The organism is Paenibacillus sp. BIC5C1, from assembly GCF_032399705.1.
In the GTDB taxonomy this organism is placed as follows: Bacteria; Bacillota; Bacilli; order Paenibacillales; family Paenibacillaceae; genus Paenibacillus; species Paenibacillus taichungensis_A.
Window position 1 is genome coordinate 2,315,259 of sequence record NZ_CP135922.1, and the last position, 18,461, is coordinate 2,333,719.

The following is an 18,461-nucleotide window of genomic DNA, read 5'->3' on the forward strand; positions in this document are numbered from 1 at the left end:
GCCTGCATCTAAATTAAACGGAGGTTGATGAAGTGAGTCATTTAAAGGAAGAGGCATTCATTCTCGGAATGGATGTGTCATTTATGGATGAAATTGAGCAGCATGGTGGGAGCTATCGTGATGAGCATGGACAGCAGGCGGACTTGCTGACCCTTCTCAAGCTGGGTGATGCCAATGCAATTCGGTTGCGGATCTGGAATGATCCTGTAGGCGGATTCTGTAATCTGGAGCGGACGGTAGCAGTTGCCAAACGGATCAAGGAACAAGGCTTGCAATTTTTGCTGGATTTTCATTATTCCGATCGTTGGGCTGATCCAGCCAATCAATGGAAGCCAAAGGCGTGGGAGAAGCTGTCCTATGAGGAACTGCAGCGTGAGGTATGTACTTATACGGCAGATGTGCTGAGAACACTCAAGGAGCATGATGCATTGCCGGACATGGTCCAAGTGGGGAATGAAATTACACCGGGCATGTTATGGGATGAAGGACGTGTTGGTGGGGAAGAGCATGATACCGACGAACAGTGGGAGCGTTTTGCTGGACTTGTGAAGTATGGCATCGCTGCTGTTAAATCGATTGATTCAGAAATTAAAATTATGATTCATATAGACCGCGGTGGTGATAACGCGGAGAGTCGCAAGTTTTATGATCGATTTGAAGCGCTTGGTGTAGAGTTCGATATCATTGGGCTCTCCTATTACCCTTGGTGGCACGGAACACTGGATGCACTGCGTGATAATCTGCATGATCTGGCTAAACGCTATGGCAAACCTATCAATGTGGTTGAAACCGCTTATCCTTGGACATTGCAGCAGCCTGAAGGCCATGAGTGGATTCTGAATCAGGAAGAACTGCTGCTGCCCGGGTATCCGGCAAGTGTGGAAGGACAGACGCGTTATCTGAAGGATCTGCTGCAAATTATTCGTGAGGTTCCCGGCGGTCTCGGAGCAGGGTTCTATTACTGGGAGCCTGCCTGGATTCCTAGCAAGGAAGAGTGGTCTGTTGGACATCCGAATAACTGGGGCAACCTGACGATGTTTGACTTCAAGGGTCAGAAGTTGCAATCGTTTTCAGCACTGAAGGCTGGAGAGGAAACTGACACTGCATTGGATGAGCAGCAGAGTGCTGCATTAATCAAATAGATAATTAAAATGAAATGAACAAGGAGTTGTCAGCATGACATACAAATATCCACCCGTAAGTTCCAAAGCACCTCAGATGTTGCATGGTGCAGATTATAACCCGGAGCAATGGCTCCGCTATCCTGAAGTCCTTGAAGAAGATATCCGCCTGATGAAGCTTGCCAAATGTAATGTAATGTCCATTGGCATCTTCTCATGGGTATCCCTTGAACCAGAAGAAGGTGTATACACGTTTAACTGGCTTGATCATGTATTGGATACGTTTGCTGCAAATGGAATTTACGCATTTTTGGCTACCCCAAGCGGTGCAAGACCTGCCTGGATGTCGGCCAAGTATCCCGAAGTGTTGCGTGTTGGAGCCAATCGCGTTCGCAACCTGCATGGCTTCCGTCACAACCATTGTTATACATCTCCGATATACCGGGAGAAGGTTACTGCAATCAATACCAAACTTGCAGAACGTTATTCGGATCATCCCGCAGTAATAGGCTGGCACATTTCCAATGAATTCGGCGGGGATTGCCACTGTGATCATTGTCAGGAAGCTTTTCGCGGCTGGGTGAAAAACAAATACGGCACTCTGGATGAGTTGAATCATTCATGGTGGACAACTTTCTGGAGCCATACCGTGACAGACTGGAGTCAAGTGGAGTCTCCTGCCCCGCACGGAGAGACACAGGTCCATGCGATGAATTTGGACTGGCGCAGGTTTGTCACCGACCAGACCGCTGATTTTATTGTACATGAAACGAAACCGCTGAAGGCCAAAAACCCCGATTTGCCAGTAACGACCAACCTGATGGAATTTTATGAAGGATTGAACTACTGGAAGTTCGCTGACATTCTGGATTTCCTGTCATGGGACAGTTATCCGACATGGCATGATGCGGACGAAGAGGATACACTCGCATCCAGAGTAGCAATGATGCACGATATCGTTCGTTCCATTAAGGGTGGGCAGCCATTTCTATTGATGGAGAGCACACCAAGCTCAACTAACTGGCAAGAGACCAGCAAATTGAAACGTCCGGGCATGCATTTGCTGGCGTCTTTACAAGCGGTAGCGCATGGCTCGGACAGTGTACAATACTTCCAGTGGAGAAAGAGCCGGGGTTCGAGTGAAAAGCTTCATGGAGCGGTTGTGGACCATGTTGGGCATGAACATACCCGTGTGTTCCAAGATGTTACTGATGTGGGAACGGCACTTGAAGGAATGCAGGCGGTGGTTGGAACGTCCGTTCCGGCCGAAGTTGCCATCATCTTCGACTGGGAAAACCGGTGGGCAGTAAAGGATTCCCAAGGACCGCGTAACATCGGAGTGAAGTACGAGCAGACGGTAGAATGGCATTATGATGCCTTTTGGAAAAAAGGTGTTCCTGTGGACGTTATCGACATGGATGCTGATCTCTCCAAGTACAAACTGCTCATCGCACCTATGCTCTATCTGGTACGTGAAGGCGTCGGCGAACGCATTGAGCGATTCGTGGAAAATGGCGGTACATTTGTAGCCACGTATTGGTCAGGTATCGTAAATGAGAATGATCTGTGCTTCCTGGGAGGATTCCCTGGACCGCTTCGCAAGACACTGGGGATCTGGTCAGAAGAGATTGACGGCTTGCATGACCGTGATCTGAATGGGGTTGTGCCTGTGCAAGGCAACGAGCTTCAACTGAATGCCGAGTATGATGCTTTCGAATTATGCGACCTGATTCATCTGGAAGGTGCAGAAGCGCTGGCGACATATCGCTCCGACTTCTATGCTGGACGGCCTGCTTTGACCGTTAACCGTCTTGGTTCAGGTAAAGCTTATTATATGGCGACACGTTTCAAGGCTCCATTTTACGATGATTTCTATGGCAGTCTACTCGCTGATCTGGGTATTGAGCGTGCTCTTGAAACCCAGCTTCCTGCTGGAGTTACAGCACACATTCGTACTGATGGCACAGCAGATTATGTATTTTTGCAGAACTATACACCGGAGCCGAAGCAAGTACAACTGGACAACCAGTCCTATAGTGATCTGCTGAGTGGTGATGCTGTGGAGGCCTGCCTGGATTTGCAGCCATATGATATCAGAGTACTGCGCAGAGCGGCTGAGCGTAAATAATCTTTAGTTCAACTTATGTAGCATGCAGGAAGGGTCACCCTTAACGTCTCGTTCAGACGGAGAGGGTGGTCCTTTTTGTCGTATTTAGATCACGCTGAGTACTTTTTCTGGGCAAGATAAAGGATAAACGTGTCCGCGCAGCGAAGACAAACAGGTAACATTGCAACTCATGACTTTCAGTCTGGGAGGAATTGGAATGAATCAAAGGAATTTAGACGGTAATAGCTTTATTATTCGGCTGGAAATGACAACAAAAGACATCAAGTTTGGCGAAGTGGCCTCGGCCATCTCGGAAGCTGGTGGAGACATTATCGCCATTGACGTAATTTCGACCAATCAGGATGTAAGTGTGCGCGACTTAACTGTCGCTGTAACGGATGCACAAGATAACAGCAAAATTATAGAAGGGGTGCGCCAGCTTAAAGGGGCATCCATCATAAACGTATCGGACCGGACGTTCCTGCTGCACTTGGGCGGCAAGATTGAGGTTACTCCGAAGGTCCCGATTCATAACCGGGAAGATCTGTCACGCGTATATACACCGGATGTGGCCCGGGTATGTTCGGCTATATCAGAAGAGCCTGGAAAAGCATTTTCGCTGACAATCAAGCGGAATACGGTTGCCGTAGTATCGGATGGTAGTGCCGTGCTTGGACTCGGCAACATTGGACCACGAGCCGCGATGCCAGTCATGGAAGGTAAAGCAATGTTGTTCAAACAGTTTGCAGGAGTGGACGCTTTCCCGATCTGCCTGGATACACAGGATACTGAGGAAATCATTCGAACTGTGAAAGCGATCTCACCAGCATTTGGCGGGATTAATCTGGAGGATATTTCTTCACCACGTTGCTTTGAAATTGAGCGTCGTCTGAATGAGGAACTGGACATTCCGGTATTTCATGATGATCAGCATGGTACAGCAGTTGTGTTGTACGCAGGTCTGATCAATGCGCTCAAGCTGGTTGGCAAGTCCATCACAGATGTAAAAATTGTCGTCTGTGGTATTGGTGCAGCAGGTGTGGCGTGCAGTAATATTCTGCTGTCCGCGGGTGCGAGTCGGGTTGTCGGAGTTGATCGTGAAGGTGCGCTGGTACGGACGAATACCTATGAAAATGAAGTATGGAGCGATTATGCGGCTCGTACCAATCCAGAACTGGAGACAGGCTCACTTCGTGATGTGATTCGCGGGGCAGATGTCTTCATCGGTCTGTCACGAGGTAATCTGTTAACCCGGGAAGATGTGCAAACCATGGCCGCCGACCCAATTGTCTTCGCCATGGCGAATCCGGTACCGGAGATTATGCCGTCTGTGGTGGAAGATATCGTTGCTGTCATGGCTACAGGGCGATCAGATTATCCGAATCAGATCAATAACGTATTGTGTTTCCCAGGTATGTTCAGAGCCGTGCTGGATTGCCGTGCCAGTGAGATTAATGAGGAGATGAAGCTCGCAGCAGCTCAGGCGATTGCTTCAGCCATTTCGGATGAAGAGCGCACCCGTTATTATATTATTCCGAGTGTGTTCAATGATAAAATCGTCAAATCGATGCGCAATCGCGTGATTGAAGCAGCGGTCAAGACCGGTGTTGCAAGACGTATACCGCGTGAACAAACTCGCGAAGGCGGGGACGTGTAAGATGCAAGAGAATTCCCCTCAACATCTGAACCAAAGCACGCAACAATCAGGGCATGGGGATCAGGTTGATGGTACGTTAACAGGAGAGGCTATTCTTCGGGCGGCTCGCGCTTTTGTTAAAGGAGATGCGGCCGCACATACAGATGGTCATGACTGGCCCCATATCGAGCGGGTGACCGCACTTGCGGTCGAGCTTGCACACCGTATGGGTGCTGATCCCTTTATCTGTGAACTCGCTGCATTGCTTCATGATGTGCCGGATGAGAAGCTTAACGAAAGTCTCGAATCCGGAATGGCGAAGCTGAATGCATGGCTGGACACCCAGCCGCTTGAAGCGGGCACACGGGAAGCTGTGGTACACATCATTAGTTCCATTTCCTATGCAGGAGGACAACGCCCTGCCGTCTCATCCCTGGAAGCTCAGGTGGTGCAGGATGCAGATCGCCTGGATGCGCTGGGCGCTATTGGTATTGCGCGTACGTTTGCTTTTGCTGGCGCGAGAGGTCGTGAGATGTATGATCCTGCTCTATCGCCACGAGAGCAGATGTCGCGGGAGGAATATCGGAATGGACGCAGTACAACGATCAATCACTTTTACGAAAAGCTGTTTAAGCTTAAAGATCTGATGAACACGTCCTATGGCAAGGAACTGGCAGAGCAGCGTCATGACTTTATGGTGCAGTTCGTGGAGCAATTTAAGCGTGAATGGGAAGGAAGGTTCTCATAACTTTCTCCGTTTAGACTTAAACCTACAATACCCCTTACTTCCGAGAGTGGAGTGTGGGGTATTGTTGTGTATACATAGAAGTAATAGGGAATTTAACTCAGCATCAGGATAAAGGGCATGGTAACCCAAAGGCTTCCATGATACAATAAATCGTTCTCCTGAAATGATTCGGGCAAAAAAAGAAATATGGGGTAATAATGATAATGATCATCCAACGAATGAAATCAGTTTTGAAAAAGAGGAGGGGTCACCATGTCATTTGGTGCACGTGTACTTAAGACAGGGATTGCGGTCACGCTGGCCCTGTACCTTAGCAGCATGTTCCTGAACCCGCAATCTCCCGTCCCCGCAGCGATTGCGGCCATCTTTGCGATGCAGCCATCCATATATCGTTCCTGGAAGTATTTCCTGGATCAGCTGCAGACCACCACACTAGGGGCAATTGTGGCCTTGCTGGGAGGCATGGTGCTATCCAATGAGCCCATCGCCGTCGGGTTAATTATTGTGCTGGTTATTATGATTTGTCTTAAATTAAATATGGGCGAAACGGTCGGCCTGACGCTGGTAACCGTTGTTTCAATTATGGAAGCGTCGGGTGACTGGCATTTTGCATTGAATCGTTTCCTGCTGACACTTGTCGGCATAGTATCTGCTTTTCTTATTAATATAACGGTATTTCCACCCAAGCCAAAGGTTCAGTTCGTGAAGCAGATTCAGAGTGTGTTCAGTGGCATGTCACTACTGCTGCGGACGTCGATCTCAGATGAGATCAAGGAAGTGGTGTTCCGGGATGAGAAAAACAATCTGGGCGGTTCCATTAAATCTTTGTCAGATAAGTATAATTTGTTTGAAGAAGAACAGAAGAAGATGAAACGTTCCAAATTCAGCGAGACCCGGCAGATGGTCGTATACAAACAGATGCTGCTGAGTCTGCAAAAAGGATTCGATGTGCTGGATTCGGTAGAACGCCATTATTTCCAGGCACAGCGCACACCTGAAATGGATCAGTTCTTTGATACACATCTGGAGCTTGTGATCAAATTCCATGAACATGCGCTGCTCAAATTCGAGGATAAGCTGAAACCAAACGGGGAAGAAGCGGCACAGTTCATTTTGGATAATGATCGTTTCATGGAGCAGGCCATTTCCCAGTTTGATATTGATCAGGAAGGGATGCTGAGATTGTCCATCGTAGCCGCTGCAATCTATGATTATGGCTATCAGCTGGAACGTTTAAACCGGCTTGCGGAACATGTGCATAGTGCCAGTGAAGACAAGGAGTCACAGGATAAAATTCTGAATTGGCTTAAATGGCCGTAAACATGGTAATACGGTTTGCGGTGATGTGGTTTCATCATTTACAATGGAATCACAACCAGCCCGGACAGTGTGTCCGGGTTGTTTTGCATACATAGCACAAACCTTGTGCAACCAACTCAACCGAACCGAGGTAGATACGTATGAATTTAACACAGCTTAGTACTGAATGGATGGAGTGGTTCAATGGACAGGATCTGGAGCAGAAGCAGCACGAAGCGATGCAATTGCTGACTGTGTCCGAAGATGGCTGGCCGCATCAGGCGATGATTAGTATGGGGGAAGTTATTGCTATCGCGCCCAACTTGCTGAGACTGGCTTTATGGCCGGGAACACAGACAAGTATGAATATGAGCCGAACAGGCAAGGCTACCTTGATTGCTGTTCATCAGCAAAGTTTGTCAGCTATTCGTCTGAATGTGACTTCACTGCCGCAACTCATGGAAGCTGTGCATCCGAGAGATCGTTTTGAAGCTCAGGTGTTAAACGTTCGTGTAGATCATGCACCCTATGCGGAGATTACTTCTGGGGTAACATTTCAATTAAAAGACGAAGCTGGGGCCATCTCACGCTGGAGAGAGACCATAGAAGAATTACGACAATAGTATGGGAGCGTTCTATATTCATCCTATCCGAGGGTAATAATAGAATGAAAACAACAAAAAACGCCTCCGCTTGCATCGGGACGTTGTCACTGGTACAATAAAAAATGGTTTTCAGAAAATTAGAACTAATTAACATAAAATAAAAATGTTTACTTTCTAATTAATTATACCATAGCCTTTTCGGGCTTGTCAAATGGGCTTTTGAGGACACAATCCGGGGAAAGAGGGGCGTATTAACATATGAGTACAGACCAGCAATGGAGCGAGGAGCAACAGCGGGTCAATGTTGTAACGGAACAGATTGATCGGAAAATCGACATCCTGGAAAAAGAGGTAGGTTCCTTCAGGGACGAAGTTGTGGGAATGAGAAAAGACTTCTGGGACGAAGTCACCATGAACTTCAGCGAAGCAGATGACGTGGGTGAGACCTCCACCAGTATGAGGCAGCAATCACAGGTTCTATCGGATCGGGAGCGCAGTCATCTGAATACGGCAGCAGCGCTGGACAAAATGAAACGGCTGCATCATTCACCGTATTTTGGCCGCATTGATTTTAAGGAAAATGGCTACCCCAATGCAGAGCGAATCTATCTGGGTATCGCATCATTACTGGATGAGAAGGAGGAATCCTTCCTTGTCTATGACTGGCGAGCACCCATATCGAACCTGTATTACGATGGTGCGCCAGGTCCGGTCACGTATCATACCCCGAGCGGTGGGATAAGTGGCGATATTGAGATGAAGCGGCAGTTTGTCATTCGGGATGGACGTATCCGGTTTATGTTCGACACCGGGGTTACGATTGGGGATGAACTGTTACAGGCTGTTCTCAGTCGAACCTCGGATGCACAGATGAAAAGCATTGTAGCGACGATCCAGAAGGAACAGAACCGGATTATCCGTAATGACCGGACTCGCATGCTGATCGTGCAGGGAGCTGCTGGCAGTGGTAAAACATCGGCTGCACTCCAACGAGTGGCGTATCTTCTCTATAAATACCGTGAGCATCTGCAAGCAGATCAGATGGTCCTTTTTTCGCCAAATCCGATGTTCAACAGTTATGTTTCCACCGTACTGCCTGAGCTTGGGGAAGAAAATATGCTGCAAACGACCTTCCAGGAGTATCTGGAACGCCGTTTGGGCCGTGAGTATCAGCTGGAAGACCCATTCATTCAGCTTGAATACGTATTGACCGGAACAGAAGATCCTGAGTATGAAGCGCGTATGTCCGGTATTCGATTCAAGTCATCCGAATCTTTCCTGAAGGTGATAACTCGCTATAAGGACAGCATGATGTCTGAAGGTATGAAGTTTAAGCCGGTTCGTTTCCAGGGGCGGGCTGTAGTTACAGCTGAGGCCATGGCCGAGAAATTCTATAGCTTCGAGCCATCCGTCAAATTGGTGAATCGATTGGAAATCCTGCGGGACTGGATGCTGAAAGAGTTATCGGCCTTTGGCAAAGGTGAATTGGAAGCACCTTGGGTAGATCAACAAATGGATCTGATGGAGCCGGAAGATCTGCAGCGGGCCTATCAGCGCCTAAAGAGAAAGCAAAAAGGGAAGGCGGACACGTTCGATGATTTCCAGCAGGAACGGGAGATCCTTGCCCGGATGGTGGTCAGTGATCGGCTCAAGCCTCTGCGCAAATGGATCAAATCGTTACGTTTTGTCGATGTCCGTCAACTGTATGCGCACTTGTTCAACGATCGGGCGCAGATGGTTCGCCTCTTGGGAGAGGAAGCACTGCCTTCACACTGGGAAGAGATTGGTGAGATGACACTTCGCAGACTGAGAGTACAGGAGCTGGCCTATGAGGATATCACACCATATTTGTATCTGCGTGAGTTACTGCTCGGATTCCATATTAACTCCAATATCCGCCATGTGATTATTGACGAGGCACAGGATTACTCGGCCTTCCAACTGGCCTTTATGAAAAGATTGTTCCCGAGATCAAAAATCACCGCACTTGGAGATTTTAATCAAGCGATCTATGCACACTCTTCGGTATTGAGTGGTACGGGGCCGCTGACCAATCTGTATGGACCGGAAAATACGGAAGTGATCGAGCTGACGAGAAGTTATCGTTCAACACAGGAGATCGTGGAGTTTACACGCGGCATGGTTCCGGGTGGAGAAGAGATTGTTCCATTTAACCGGGGTGGGGAGAAGCCGAAAGTGATCGTTTCCTCCAATGAACAGGAGCATCTGGATGTCATTACAGCTGATCTCAAACATCTGATACAGGAAGGGTATGAATCAGTCGCGGTCATCTGTAAGACTGCGGAAGAGAGCAAGGACATCCATGAAGCATTAAGCAAAGTACTGCCTGCCACACCGAAGCTGATTAAGAAAACAACGCTGGCCTTTGAACGGGGTGTGCATGTTATCCCGGCGTATCTTGCCAAAGGTGTGGAGTTTGATGCGGTTCTGATCTATGACGGATCTGCATCGCAATATGCGCAGGAGCACGAACGTAAGCTGTTCTATACGGCATGTACTCGTGCGATGCATTTACTGCATATCTATTGCATGGGGAAACCGAGTCCATTCATTACGTCCCAGTCCGAGGAATTGTATGATATGGGCAAGGTGTCTGCGGCTCAGGCCGACTGAATTTGTTTTCAGGTTCTTGAAGGTGGCTTCCGTTCGAAAGGACGGAAGTTTTTCTGTGTATTGGGGAATACGATGTGGGGAATAAGAAGCTCCATGAGGTTTGGCCTTTGCTGTGAGAGGCAGGGAGAGGATCATTGGTAATAGATATCTCTTCATAGATATCTCCTCTGACATCAGATTGGATGGATTAGGTTTTATGGATAAAAAATGATTCATCCTTTGTGTTCATGCACAATAGGTGTGAATTTTCTTTACACATGACGGCGAGACTCATATAATCGTAACAATCTATTTTTTTGGATCGTTTATTTATGAAGGAGGCAGCAATATGAACACACCATCTTTTGAACGCCCATTAATGGCGGATTGCGTACCGGATCTGGTGGCAACAGCACGGGGAGATTTGCCTGCTACCTTGGTCATTCGGGGCGGAACGCTGGTTAATGTGGTGTCGGGTGAAATTTTGCCAGGCATGTCTGTAGCGGTACAGGGAGCCCGGATTGCATATGTTGGCAAAGATGTAAGTCATACGATCGGAGAAAATACACGTATTATTGAGGCAGAAGGCAAGTACATTGCTCCCGGATTGCTGGATGGGCACTGTCACATTGAAAGTACACAAATGAAAGTAACCGAGTTTGCAAGAGCTGTTCTGCCTTCCGGAACAACGGGAGGGTTCTTTGACCCGCATGAAATCTCCAACGTGCTTGGACTTAAAGGTTTGCGATTGATGCTGGATGAAGCTCGGACGACGCCAATGGCTGCATATATGCAGGTGGCTTCCTGTGTTCCTTCCACACATCCTGGACTGGAGACAACAGGCGCTTATATTGGACCGGAAGAAGTGGCGGAAGCTCTTTCCTGGGGGCCCGATATGATTGGTCTCGGTGAAGTGATGAACTTCCCTGGGGTTGTGTACGGGGACGAGACGATGATCGGTGAGATCCAGGCGACGCTTCGGGCAGGGAAGGTGGCAGATGGTCACTTCACTTGGGCGGCGGATGACTGGCGTCTGCCAGCATACGCAGCAAGCGGCGTTACAGGGGATCATGAATGTGTTACGAAGGAAGATGTGGTGGAGCGCCTGCGGCTTGGCATGTACGCCAAAATGCGTCAGGGCTCTGCATGGCATGACGTTGCGGAAACGATCAAAGCCTGTACTGAGCTTGGCCTGGATACACGCCGCATGATGCTGGTGACGGATGACCGGAGTTCAGAATCACTGCTCAAAGAAGGCCATATGGACTTTGTTGTACGTTTGGCCATTTCTCAAGGGGTGAAGCCGGTTACCGCTTTCCAGATGGCGACGATTAATACGGCTGAACGTTTCGGTGTAGCGCGCGACATTGGTGCGGTTATTCCGGGGAATATCGCCGACATTATTTTGCTGGATGGACGCTTGGCAGATGTCCGTGTAGGCATGACGATTGCCGCAGGGCATGTCGTGGCAGAGAGCGGCAAAATGACTGCAGTCTGGGACAGCTTCACGTATCCGGAAGAGGCGCTGAACACCGTGAAACTGGAAGCGAACATTCAGCCGAAGGATATGGAGCTATCTGCGCCAATTACTGAAGGAACAATTGGAGCAAAAGTGATTCATGTGACGGAGAATCATGTGGATACCAAAGAGCAGCATGTTAATGTCACGGTAGAACATGGCAATGTCGTCGTTTCAACTTCAGATGAGATCTGCAAAATTGCGGTGATCGAGCGTCACAAACAAACGGGCAATCGTGCCGTTGCCCTTGTTGGGGGCATTGGCTTCACAGGCCCTGCGGCCATTGCAATGACCGTAGCCCATGACAGTCACAATCTGCTTATTATCGGTAATGATGACGCATTGATGGCTGAGGCGGGCAACCGGGTCATTGGCATGCAGGGCGGCGTAGCCGTCGTGACAGCCTCTGGTGTGACCGAATTCCCGCTGCGTATTGCAGGGCTGATGTCCACGGAATCTTTTGAAGTGGTAGCAGCTCAATCTGCTGCTATAAGTGAAGCGTTACAGTCTGCTGGCTGTACGTTAAATAACGCGTTTATGACGCTGTCTCTGCTGGCACTTGTTGTTATTCCGGAATTGCGCTTGTCTGATAAAGGCTTGGTGCGCATTTCGGCAGAAGGCATTGAGCTGGTATCCCTGTTCGATGAAATGGTGGAGAATACACCGGCTGCTCCAGCTGGTAATTAACGAATAATAGCGTGTTCAGTCTTCCTTGAAACGGGGAGAGAAGTATAGGTCGCCTTTGGGCGGCCTTTTTTTATTTTTACAGGAAAACGCTTACTAGGTCTTGAGTCGTCTGTTGTACATATGCAAAAAATGACCCATGTTGGGGTAAAATTAGGCTAAAATTAAAAAGTTTTTCATAAATAAGACTTTAGAACTATAAATACAGAAGTGTGAATACCCGAAATAATGTTATATGATTCTTTCGTCGTAAGTCTAAGAGATGATGTTGCATATAAAAGCAATGTAAATAGTCGTACATCGAAACTGTATCCAATGAATGAATATAAAACGACAGAATTTCATCGAGATTTGCACGATAGAGCTGCATAACATCAAAGGGAGTGTATAAATATGAAAAGCAAAAAGAGATACCAATTCATTTTGTTAATTAGTTGTTTCATGCTGTTTACGGGGAATGCTTATGTTTGCAAGGCCACTGCACTTGGCTCAGTTGACAGTTATGAAACCATCCATGGAACGGTTCAGGGATCGGTAAGAGCAACCTGGGTATGGGATACCACACAGATTCAAAATAACCCTCAGCTAGTGCTGAAGTTTGCCTCAACGAACAAAATCAATACAATCTACCTACAAATGAATCGGGATGTAAAGCTTCCGTACTATACATCTTTCATTCGTCAAGCCAGAGAGAAAAATATTGCCGTGGACGTGATGGATGGAAGACCTGCCTGGGGACTGACAGAGAGCCGGGGGCAAATTGCAGACTTTCTGGACTGGGTTGAAGCGTATCAAAATCAAGTTGAGCCCAATGAGAAATTTGCAGGCATTCATCTGGATATTGAACCTCATGTGCATCCAGAGTGGAAAACCAATCAGGCCAGTGTGATTACGCAGTGGCAGGGAAATGTTCAATATATCGTTGATCGCGCTGCACGGATGAAGATGCCTGTAGCCGCTGACCTGCCTTTCTGGCTGGATGGTTATAAAATTCCGGGTTCCACGATGAATGTAAGCAGCTGGATGATCCGCAAGTTTGACTCTATCACCATTATGGCTTACCGGGATACGGCTGCGGCCATCTATAATGTAGCGAAAGATGAGCTTGAGGAAGCGTCCCTTTTGGGTAAAACAGTATCGATCGCCGTGGAGACCAAGCAAAGCAAGGAAGGTGATTTTATTACCTTTTATGAAGAGGGTACAGCATATATGGAAGCACAGCTCAAGTTGGTAGAGAAAATGGCAAGTTTGCATTCGTCTTTTAACGGATTCTCGGTGCATGAGTACAGCTCATGGGAGACATTGAAAAAGTAAAATGAAATTCCATACATCAATATGATAAAGAAGGTGCTTACGGCCGAACGGGCTGAAGCACCTTCTTTGCATCTGTTAACTCAATAAAAGTGGAGAACAGTGAAGTGTCGTTAGTTCAGAGTGCCGAGTGCGAATGCTGGTCCTGAAAGATGTTTAAGCTTAGACCAATGCAGGTTCCATCGCCACTTTCTCATAAAACATTTTGCGATATTGGGACGGGGTAATGTTCTTGTGTTTCTTGAATGTTGTAATGAAATAGCTCAAATGCTCGAACCCAACGTCCATGGCAATATCCACAATTTTGTGATCGGTATTCTCAAGCTGAACACAGGCCTGCTGGATGCGATAATAGTTGATATAGTCGACCGGACTTTTCTGCACCATCTGTTTGAAAAAGCGACAAAAGTGTCCTTCGCTCATATTGGCTTCATCTGCCAGTTCTTTTAACTTGAGTGGTTCGGGGTAACGCTTGTGAATATAGCTTAACACTGATTTCAGACGCTCCACTTTATCATGACTGCTTGACGGAATGGTCCTTTTGAGTGAAGCAGGTCTCATATGTTCAAACATTTGTGCAAATATTAGATAGAGGTAAGCTTTGGTTGTCATCTCGCAGGTTGGTGTCCCGGCGGCATGATCGGCGAAAATACGTTTCAAATGGAAAATAATTTCTTGTCCCCACGCTTCATCGGTTTGGATATGGTAAGGGGGGAGAACCGTTTTGTGCACTAGTGGGCCAACGAATTTCTCTTGTACAGCATCGAACGTACGACTGCCTAACAGCTCCGGGTTAAATACGATGGATGAAAAAACACAAGGGACATCGCCTTTCAGATAGCCTGCGTGAATTTCCCCCCGATTGATAAAGATGGCTTCTCCCGCCTGAACCTCTACCGTATTCATATCGATTTGAAAAACTGCACTGCCCTGAGTGACCATGGTGAATTCCATTTCATCATGCCAGTGGCAATCGAGAATACTGTCGCCATTCAATTGTTGAATATCCGGATACACACTGACTGGGTACATGGCATTGCCGTGAATCCGGTCTTCGCGTAATCGTTCACGTTCCATATGTGATTCTCCTTTTGCATTATTATTAATGTAAACGTTCCCATAGATTGGTGGTGTTTATAAAGAATCGGATAAGAAATATCAGAATCGTGATATATTTGGTCAAAATATGAGAAGAAATTAGTTATTAATATCAATATTATTATAGTATAACCGAAGGGGGAAAGAAAACATGAAATTTACTGATGGATTCTGGATGACTCGTGAAGGGTACCACATTCAAAACCCGACTGACATTCGTGATATTGTGCAAAAAGAGAATTCTGTGACCGTATATGCGGCAACTAAATATATTCGCACCAAAGGCGACACGTTGAATGGTACATTGCTTAAAGCAACTTACAGCTCACCTATGCCTAACGTTATTCGTGTAACTTTGAATCATCATAAAGGCGGAGTGAAAAAAGGGCCTGTATTTGAGCTTAACAATCAAGATGTGAACGTTGACATCTCGAAAAATGAACAAGGTGCTGTTTTGAAAAGCGGCAATCTGGAAGTTCAAATCGACAAAACGAACGGTTGGGACGTCAGCTTCCTGTATGGAGGTAAACGCATTACGGGTAGCGGTCAAAGAGCGGCTGGTTATATTACTGGTCCAAGTAAGGAAGCGTATTTCCGCGAGCAGCTTGATCTAGGCATTGGTGAATACGTTTACGGACTTGGTGAGCGCTTCACACCATTTGTTAAGAATGGCCAGGTGGTTGACACGTGGAATGAGGACGGCGGTACAAGCAGTGAGCAGTCCTATAAGAACATTCCTTTCTACTTGTCCAACAAAGGATATGGTGTATTTGTAAACCATCCTGAACGCGTATCGTATGAGATTGCATCTGAGAATGTATCCAAAGTGCAGTTCAGCGTAGAAGGCGAGACGTTGGAATATTTCATTATCGGCGGTGACAATCCCAAGGATGTACTTGATAATTATACGAAATTAACAGGTAAACCAGCGCTTCCACCAGCATGGACGTTTGGTCTGTGGCTGACAACATCATTCACAACGGATTATGATGAAGCAACGGTTAACCATTTCGTAGATGGCATGGCTGAACGTGATCTTCCGCTGTCTGTATTCCATTTTGACTGCTTCTGGATGAAGGAATACCAATGGTCTGATTTTGTATGGGATGAAGCGATGTTCCCAGATCCGGAAGGCATGCTTGCACGTCTGAAAGAGAAAGGCCTCAAAATCTGTGCGTGGATCAATCCATATATTGCAGAAAAATCCTACTTGTTCGATGAAGGTATGGAGAACGGTTATCTGGTAAAAACCGCGGATGGCAGCGTATGGCAATGGGATATGTGGCAAGCAGGTATGGCTCTGGTTGATTTCACAAATCCGGATGCTGTTAATTGGTATAAGAGTAAGTTGGAAGTTCTGCTTGATCAAGGTGTAGATTCATTCAAAACTGACTTTGGTGAAAGAATTCCGACAGATGTCGTGTACTTCGATGGCTCTGATCCGGTTAAAATGCACAACTATTATACACAGCTCTATAACAAAGCTGTATTTGAATTGCTCGAAGAAAAAATTGGCAAAAACGAAGCTGCTCTGTTTGCACGCTCTGCAACAGCAGGTGGTCAACAGTTCCCGGTTCACTGGGGTGGAGACTGCTCTTCTACTTATGAATCCATGGCTGAATCACTTCGCGGTGGTCTCTCGCTTGGACTTTCCGGTTTCGGATTCTGGAGCCATGATATCAGTGGCTTTGAGAGTACAGCAACCCCTGACGTATACAAACGCTGGGTACAATTCGGACTTTTATCTTCTCACAGCCGCCTACACGGAAGCACTTCGTATCGTGTGCCTTGGCTGTTCGACGAGGAATCCGTGGACGTTGTTCGTGACTTTACCAAACTCAAAATCAGCCTGATGCCGTATCTCTACAATTCTGCGGTGGAGTCGACTGTAAAAGGTATTCCGATGATGCGCGCTATGCTGCTGGATTTCCCTGACGATCCAACAACGTACAGCCTGGATACACAATACATGTTTGGTGATTCGATCCTGGTGGCTCCAATCTTCAACAAGGAGGGTGATGTTCGTTATTACCTGCCTGAAGGTACATGGACCAACTATCTGACAGGTGCTAAAGTTGAAGGTGGACGTTGGATCAGTGAGAATCATGACTTCAAAACATTGCCAATGATGGTTAAGCCAAACAGCCTGATTGCTGTTGGTGCTGTGGATAGCAAACCGGATTATGACTTTGCCGATCATGTATCCCTTCATTTGTTCGAACTGGCTGACGGCAACTCCGCTCAAGCGGTTGTTGTAAACCAAAATGCTGAGCAGGAGCTGGTTGTTAACGTATCCCGTAACGGCTCTGTTCTGGAAGTTCGTGCTGAAGGTGCAGGCAAACCATGGAATATCGTGCTGCGTGGCATCGAAAGTGTATCCGGCGTAGAGGGCGGTTCCCAAGCGTCTGGTGCACATGGTGTTGTCGTTACGGCAGCGGAAGGTGCTAGCTCGCTTACAATTCAACTGTAATGTTTTTTGGATAAACAGAAGGACGGTACCGCAAGGTGCCGTCTGTTTGTCTACTGTCGTGCCATTGGAAGATATGGTTATAGAAAAGAAATGGTAGTATCATTTATACATCGAACTAAACTTTTACATGAGAACGTAGGTTGTTCTGTCATCGAAGTGGCAAATGTAATTATTCTTTAGTTCAATTTATAAAGCGACAGATAAAGTTAGGGGATTTTATCAAATGGGTACAACGAATTCAGGCTTACACCAAACCATTACAGCAGAGATGCTGCATAAGGTGGTAGAAAACACTTTTGGAACCGCTACCATTGTGAATAGTTTTGAACTGTTGCAGGGTGGACTTTTTAATACAACGTATCGAATTCAGCTTGAACATGCGTCGTACGCGGATGTGATATTACGTTTGGCTCCAGAACGGGTAGAGATGGCGCTCGGCTCTGCTGGCGATCCGTTATTTTCATTTGAACGTACGATGATGTCTGCGGAACCTGTTGTTTATGAATATTACCGTAAAGCAGGCATTCCCGCTCCAAATATTATTGTCTGTGATGACAGCGGATTGATCATTCCGAGAACGTATATGTTTATGGAGTTTATCGCCAGTAAGCAGCTGGATCATTCATCGATTTCGGAAGTAGATAAAGAACGATTATATCATCAGCTCGGCGCCTATACGGCTGTCATGCATCAGATTGAGGGTGAATCGTTTGGCTGGCCGCAAGGCGATGGGACGATTGAAGGCTCGGATCATTGGTCCGAGGTGCTGCAAGCTTTTGCAGAAGAGACGGCACTCAAAGCTTCACAAGCCGGGTATATGCCAGGTGTGGGGGAAGAAATCGCAGATTTGTTCATAACAAATAAGGATTTATTTGATCAGGTGACTATTCCGGTTCTTGTTCATAACGATCTTTGGGAAGCCAACGTGCTTGTCCATGAGGAGAACGGGCAGCTAAACATTGCCGCCATCATTGATGGGGATCGCTCCATGTTTGCGGACAGGCAGTTTGAGGCTATTTTATCGACAGAATCATCAGCTGGTTTTCATGAAGGCTATGGCCGTCCTCAAGATATGACCGATGGGGGACAGGCACGTCTTTTGGCCTATCGCATACTTTCCTCTTATTTTAACGCATATGTGCATGAACATCAGGTTGATCAGCCGGAGGCAGGACAGAAGTATCGCGAGCGTACGCTGGATCTATTGGAAGAATGGAAGGGACTCAAACTTAACGAATAAGTAGGAGGGT

At 47.1% G+C, this 18,461-nt stretch carries 12 protein-coding genes; 11 read left to right on the forward strand and 1 reads right to left on the reverse strand.

Going from position 1 to position 18,461, the window contains the following annotated elements; all coding sequences use genetic code 11:
• Positions 1 to 32 precede the first annotated feature (32 nt).
• The 9 genes from RS891_RS10600 (at position 33) to RS891_RS10640 (ending at position 13,646) form a co-directional block, all read left to right on the forward strand.
• Positions 33 to 1,142 carry a glycoside hydrolase family 53 protein gene (locus RS891_RS10600; RefSeq protein ID WP_113052716.1) on the forward strand — a complete coding sequence of 370 codons (1,110 nt, stop codon included), beginning with the start codon at positions 33 to 35 and terminating at the stop codon, positions 1,140 to 1,142.
• Between the two features lie 34 nt (positions 1,143 to 1,176).
• Positions 1,177 to 3,249: a beta-galactosidase gene (locus tag RS891_RS10605; RefSeq protein ID WP_315795243.1), complete on the forward strand. Its 2,073-nt coding sequence runs from the start codon at positions 1,177 to 1,179 to the stop codon at positions 3,247 to 3,249.
• Between the two features lie 196 nt (positions 3,250 to 3,445).
• A complete protein-coding gene (locus RS891_RS10610) occupies positions 3,446 to 4,885 on the forward strand; it encodes an NAD-dependent malic enzyme (protein WP_113052714.1) in 1,440 nt (479 codons plus the stop codon).
• A gap of 1 nt (position 4,886) precedes the next feature.
• Positions 4,887 to 5,612 (forward strand): HD domain-containing protein, encoded by a 726-nt coding sequence (locus RS891_RS10615; protein ID WP_113052713.1) that lies wholly within the window; start codon positions 4,887 to 4,889, stop codon positions 5,610 to 5,612.
• 252 nt (positions 5,613 to 5,864) lie between these two features.
• Positions 5,865 to 6,932, forward strand: coding sequence for an FUSC family protein (locus RS891_RS10620; RefSeq protein WP_113052712.1), 1,068 nt, complete (start codon positions 5,865 to 5,867; stop codon positions 6,930 to 6,932).
• Positions 6,933 to 7,072: 140 nt separating this feature from the next.
• Positions 7,073 to 7,534, forward strand: a complete 462-nt coding sequence (locus RS891_RS10625; RefSeq protein ID WP_315795244.1) for a pyridoxamine 5'-phosphate oxidase family protein — start codon at positions 7,073 to 7,075, stop codon at positions 7,532 to 7,534.
• Positions 7,535 to 7,774: 240 nt separating this feature from the next.
• The gene (gene helD / locus RS891_RS10630) at positions 7,775 to 10,150 is read left to right on the forward strand and encodes an RNA polymerase recycling motor HelD (protein ID WP_315795245.1); all 2,376 of its coding nucleotides are present in this window, start codon (positions 7,775 to 7,777) and stop codon (positions 10,148 to 10,150) included.
• 328 nt (positions 10,151 to 10,478) lie between these two features.
• Positions 10,479 to 12,335 carry an adenine deaminase gene (gene ade, locus RS891_RS10635; RefSeq protein WP_315795246.1) on the forward strand — a complete coding sequence of 619 codons (1,857 nt, stop codon included), beginning with the start codon at positions 10,479 to 10,481 and terminating at the stop codon, positions 12,333 to 12,335.
• Between the two features lie 390 nt (positions 12,336 to 12,725).
• The gene (locus RS891_RS10640; protein WP_315795247.1) at positions 12,726 to 13,646 is read left to right on the forward strand and encodes a hypothetical protein; all 921 of its coding nucleotides are present in this window, start codon (positions 12,726 to 12,728) and stop codon (positions 13,644 to 13,646) included.
• Positions 13,647 to 13,805: 159 nt separating this feature from the next.
• Here RS891_RS10640 and RS891_RS10645 read toward each other — a convergent pair whose 3' ends face one another.
• Positions 13,806 to 14,720 carry a helix-turn-helix transcriptional regulator gene (locus RS891_RS10645; protein WP_315795248.1) on the reverse strand — a complete coding sequence of 305 codons (915 nt, stop codon included), beginning with the start codon at positions 14,718 to 14,720 and terminating at the stop codon, positions 13,806 to 13,808.
• Between the two features lie 172 nt (positions 14,721 to 14,892).
• Here RS891_RS10645 and yicI point away from each other — a divergent pair, with 172 nt between their 5' ends.
• Both yicI and RS891_RS10655 read left to right on the forward strand, forming a co-directional pair.
• Positions 14,893 to 17,211 carry an alpha-xylosidase gene (yicI, locus tag RS891_RS10650; RefSeq protein ID WP_315795249.1) on the forward strand — a complete coding sequence of 773 codons (2,319 nt, stop codon included), beginning with the start codon at positions 14,893 to 14,895 and terminating at the stop codon, positions 17,209 to 17,211.
• Positions 17,212 to 17,434: 223 nt separating this feature from the next.
• Positions 17,435 to 18,451 carry a phosphotransferase gene (locus tag RS891_RS10655; RefSeq protein WP_315795250.1) on the forward strand — a complete coding sequence of 339 codons (1,017 nt, stop codon included), beginning with the start codon at positions 17,435 to 17,437 and terminating at the stop codon, positions 18,449 to 18,451.
• Positions 18,452 to 18,461: the final 10 nt, after the last annotated feature.

Excerpts from the sequence above, each read along its gene's own strand:
- ade (WP_315795246.1), top strand. The coding sequence starts at position 10,479 with ATGAACACACCATCTTTTGAACGCCCATTAATGGCGGATTGCGTACCG.
- helD (WP_315795245.1), top strand. The coding sequence starts at position 7,775 with ATGAGTACAGACCAGCAATGGAGCGAGGAGCAACAGCGGGTCAATGTT.
- RS891_RS10640 (WP_315795247.1), top strand. The coding sequence starts at position 12,726 with ATGAAAAGCAAAAAGAGATACCAATTCATTTTGTTAATTAGTTGTTTC.
- RS891_RS10605 (WP_315795243.1), top strand. The coding sequence starts at position 1,177 with ATGACATACAAATATCCACCCGTAAGTTCCAAAGCACCTCAGATGTTG.
- RS891_RS10615 (WP_113052713.1), top strand. The coding sequence starts at position 4,887 with ATGCAAGAGAATTCCCCTCAACATCTGAACCAAAGCACGCAACAATCA.
- RS891_RS10610 (WP_113052714.1), top strand. The coding sequence starts at position 3,446 with ATGAATCAAAGGAATTTAGACGGTAATAGCTTTATTATTCGGCTGGAA.
- RS891_RS10620 (WP_113052712.1), top strand. The coding sequence starts at position 5,865 with ATGTCATTTGGTGCACGTGTACTTAAGACAGGGATTGCGGTCACGCTG.
- RS891_RS10625 (WP_315795244.1), top strand. The coding sequence starts at position 7,073 with ATGAATTTAACACAGCTTAGTACTGAATGGATGGAGTGGTTCAATGGA.
- RS891_RS10645 (WP_315795248.1), bottom strand. The coding sequence starts at position 14,720 with ATGGAACGTGAACGATTACGCGAAGACCGGATTCACGGCAATGCCATG.
- RS891_RS10655 (WP_315795250.1), top strand. The coding sequence starts at position 17,435 with ATGGGTACAACGAATTCAGGCTTACACCAAACCATTACAGCAGAGATG.
- yicI (WP_315795249.1), top strand. The coding sequence starts at position 14,893 with ATGAAATTTACTGATGGATTCTGGATGACTCGTGAAGGGTACCACATT.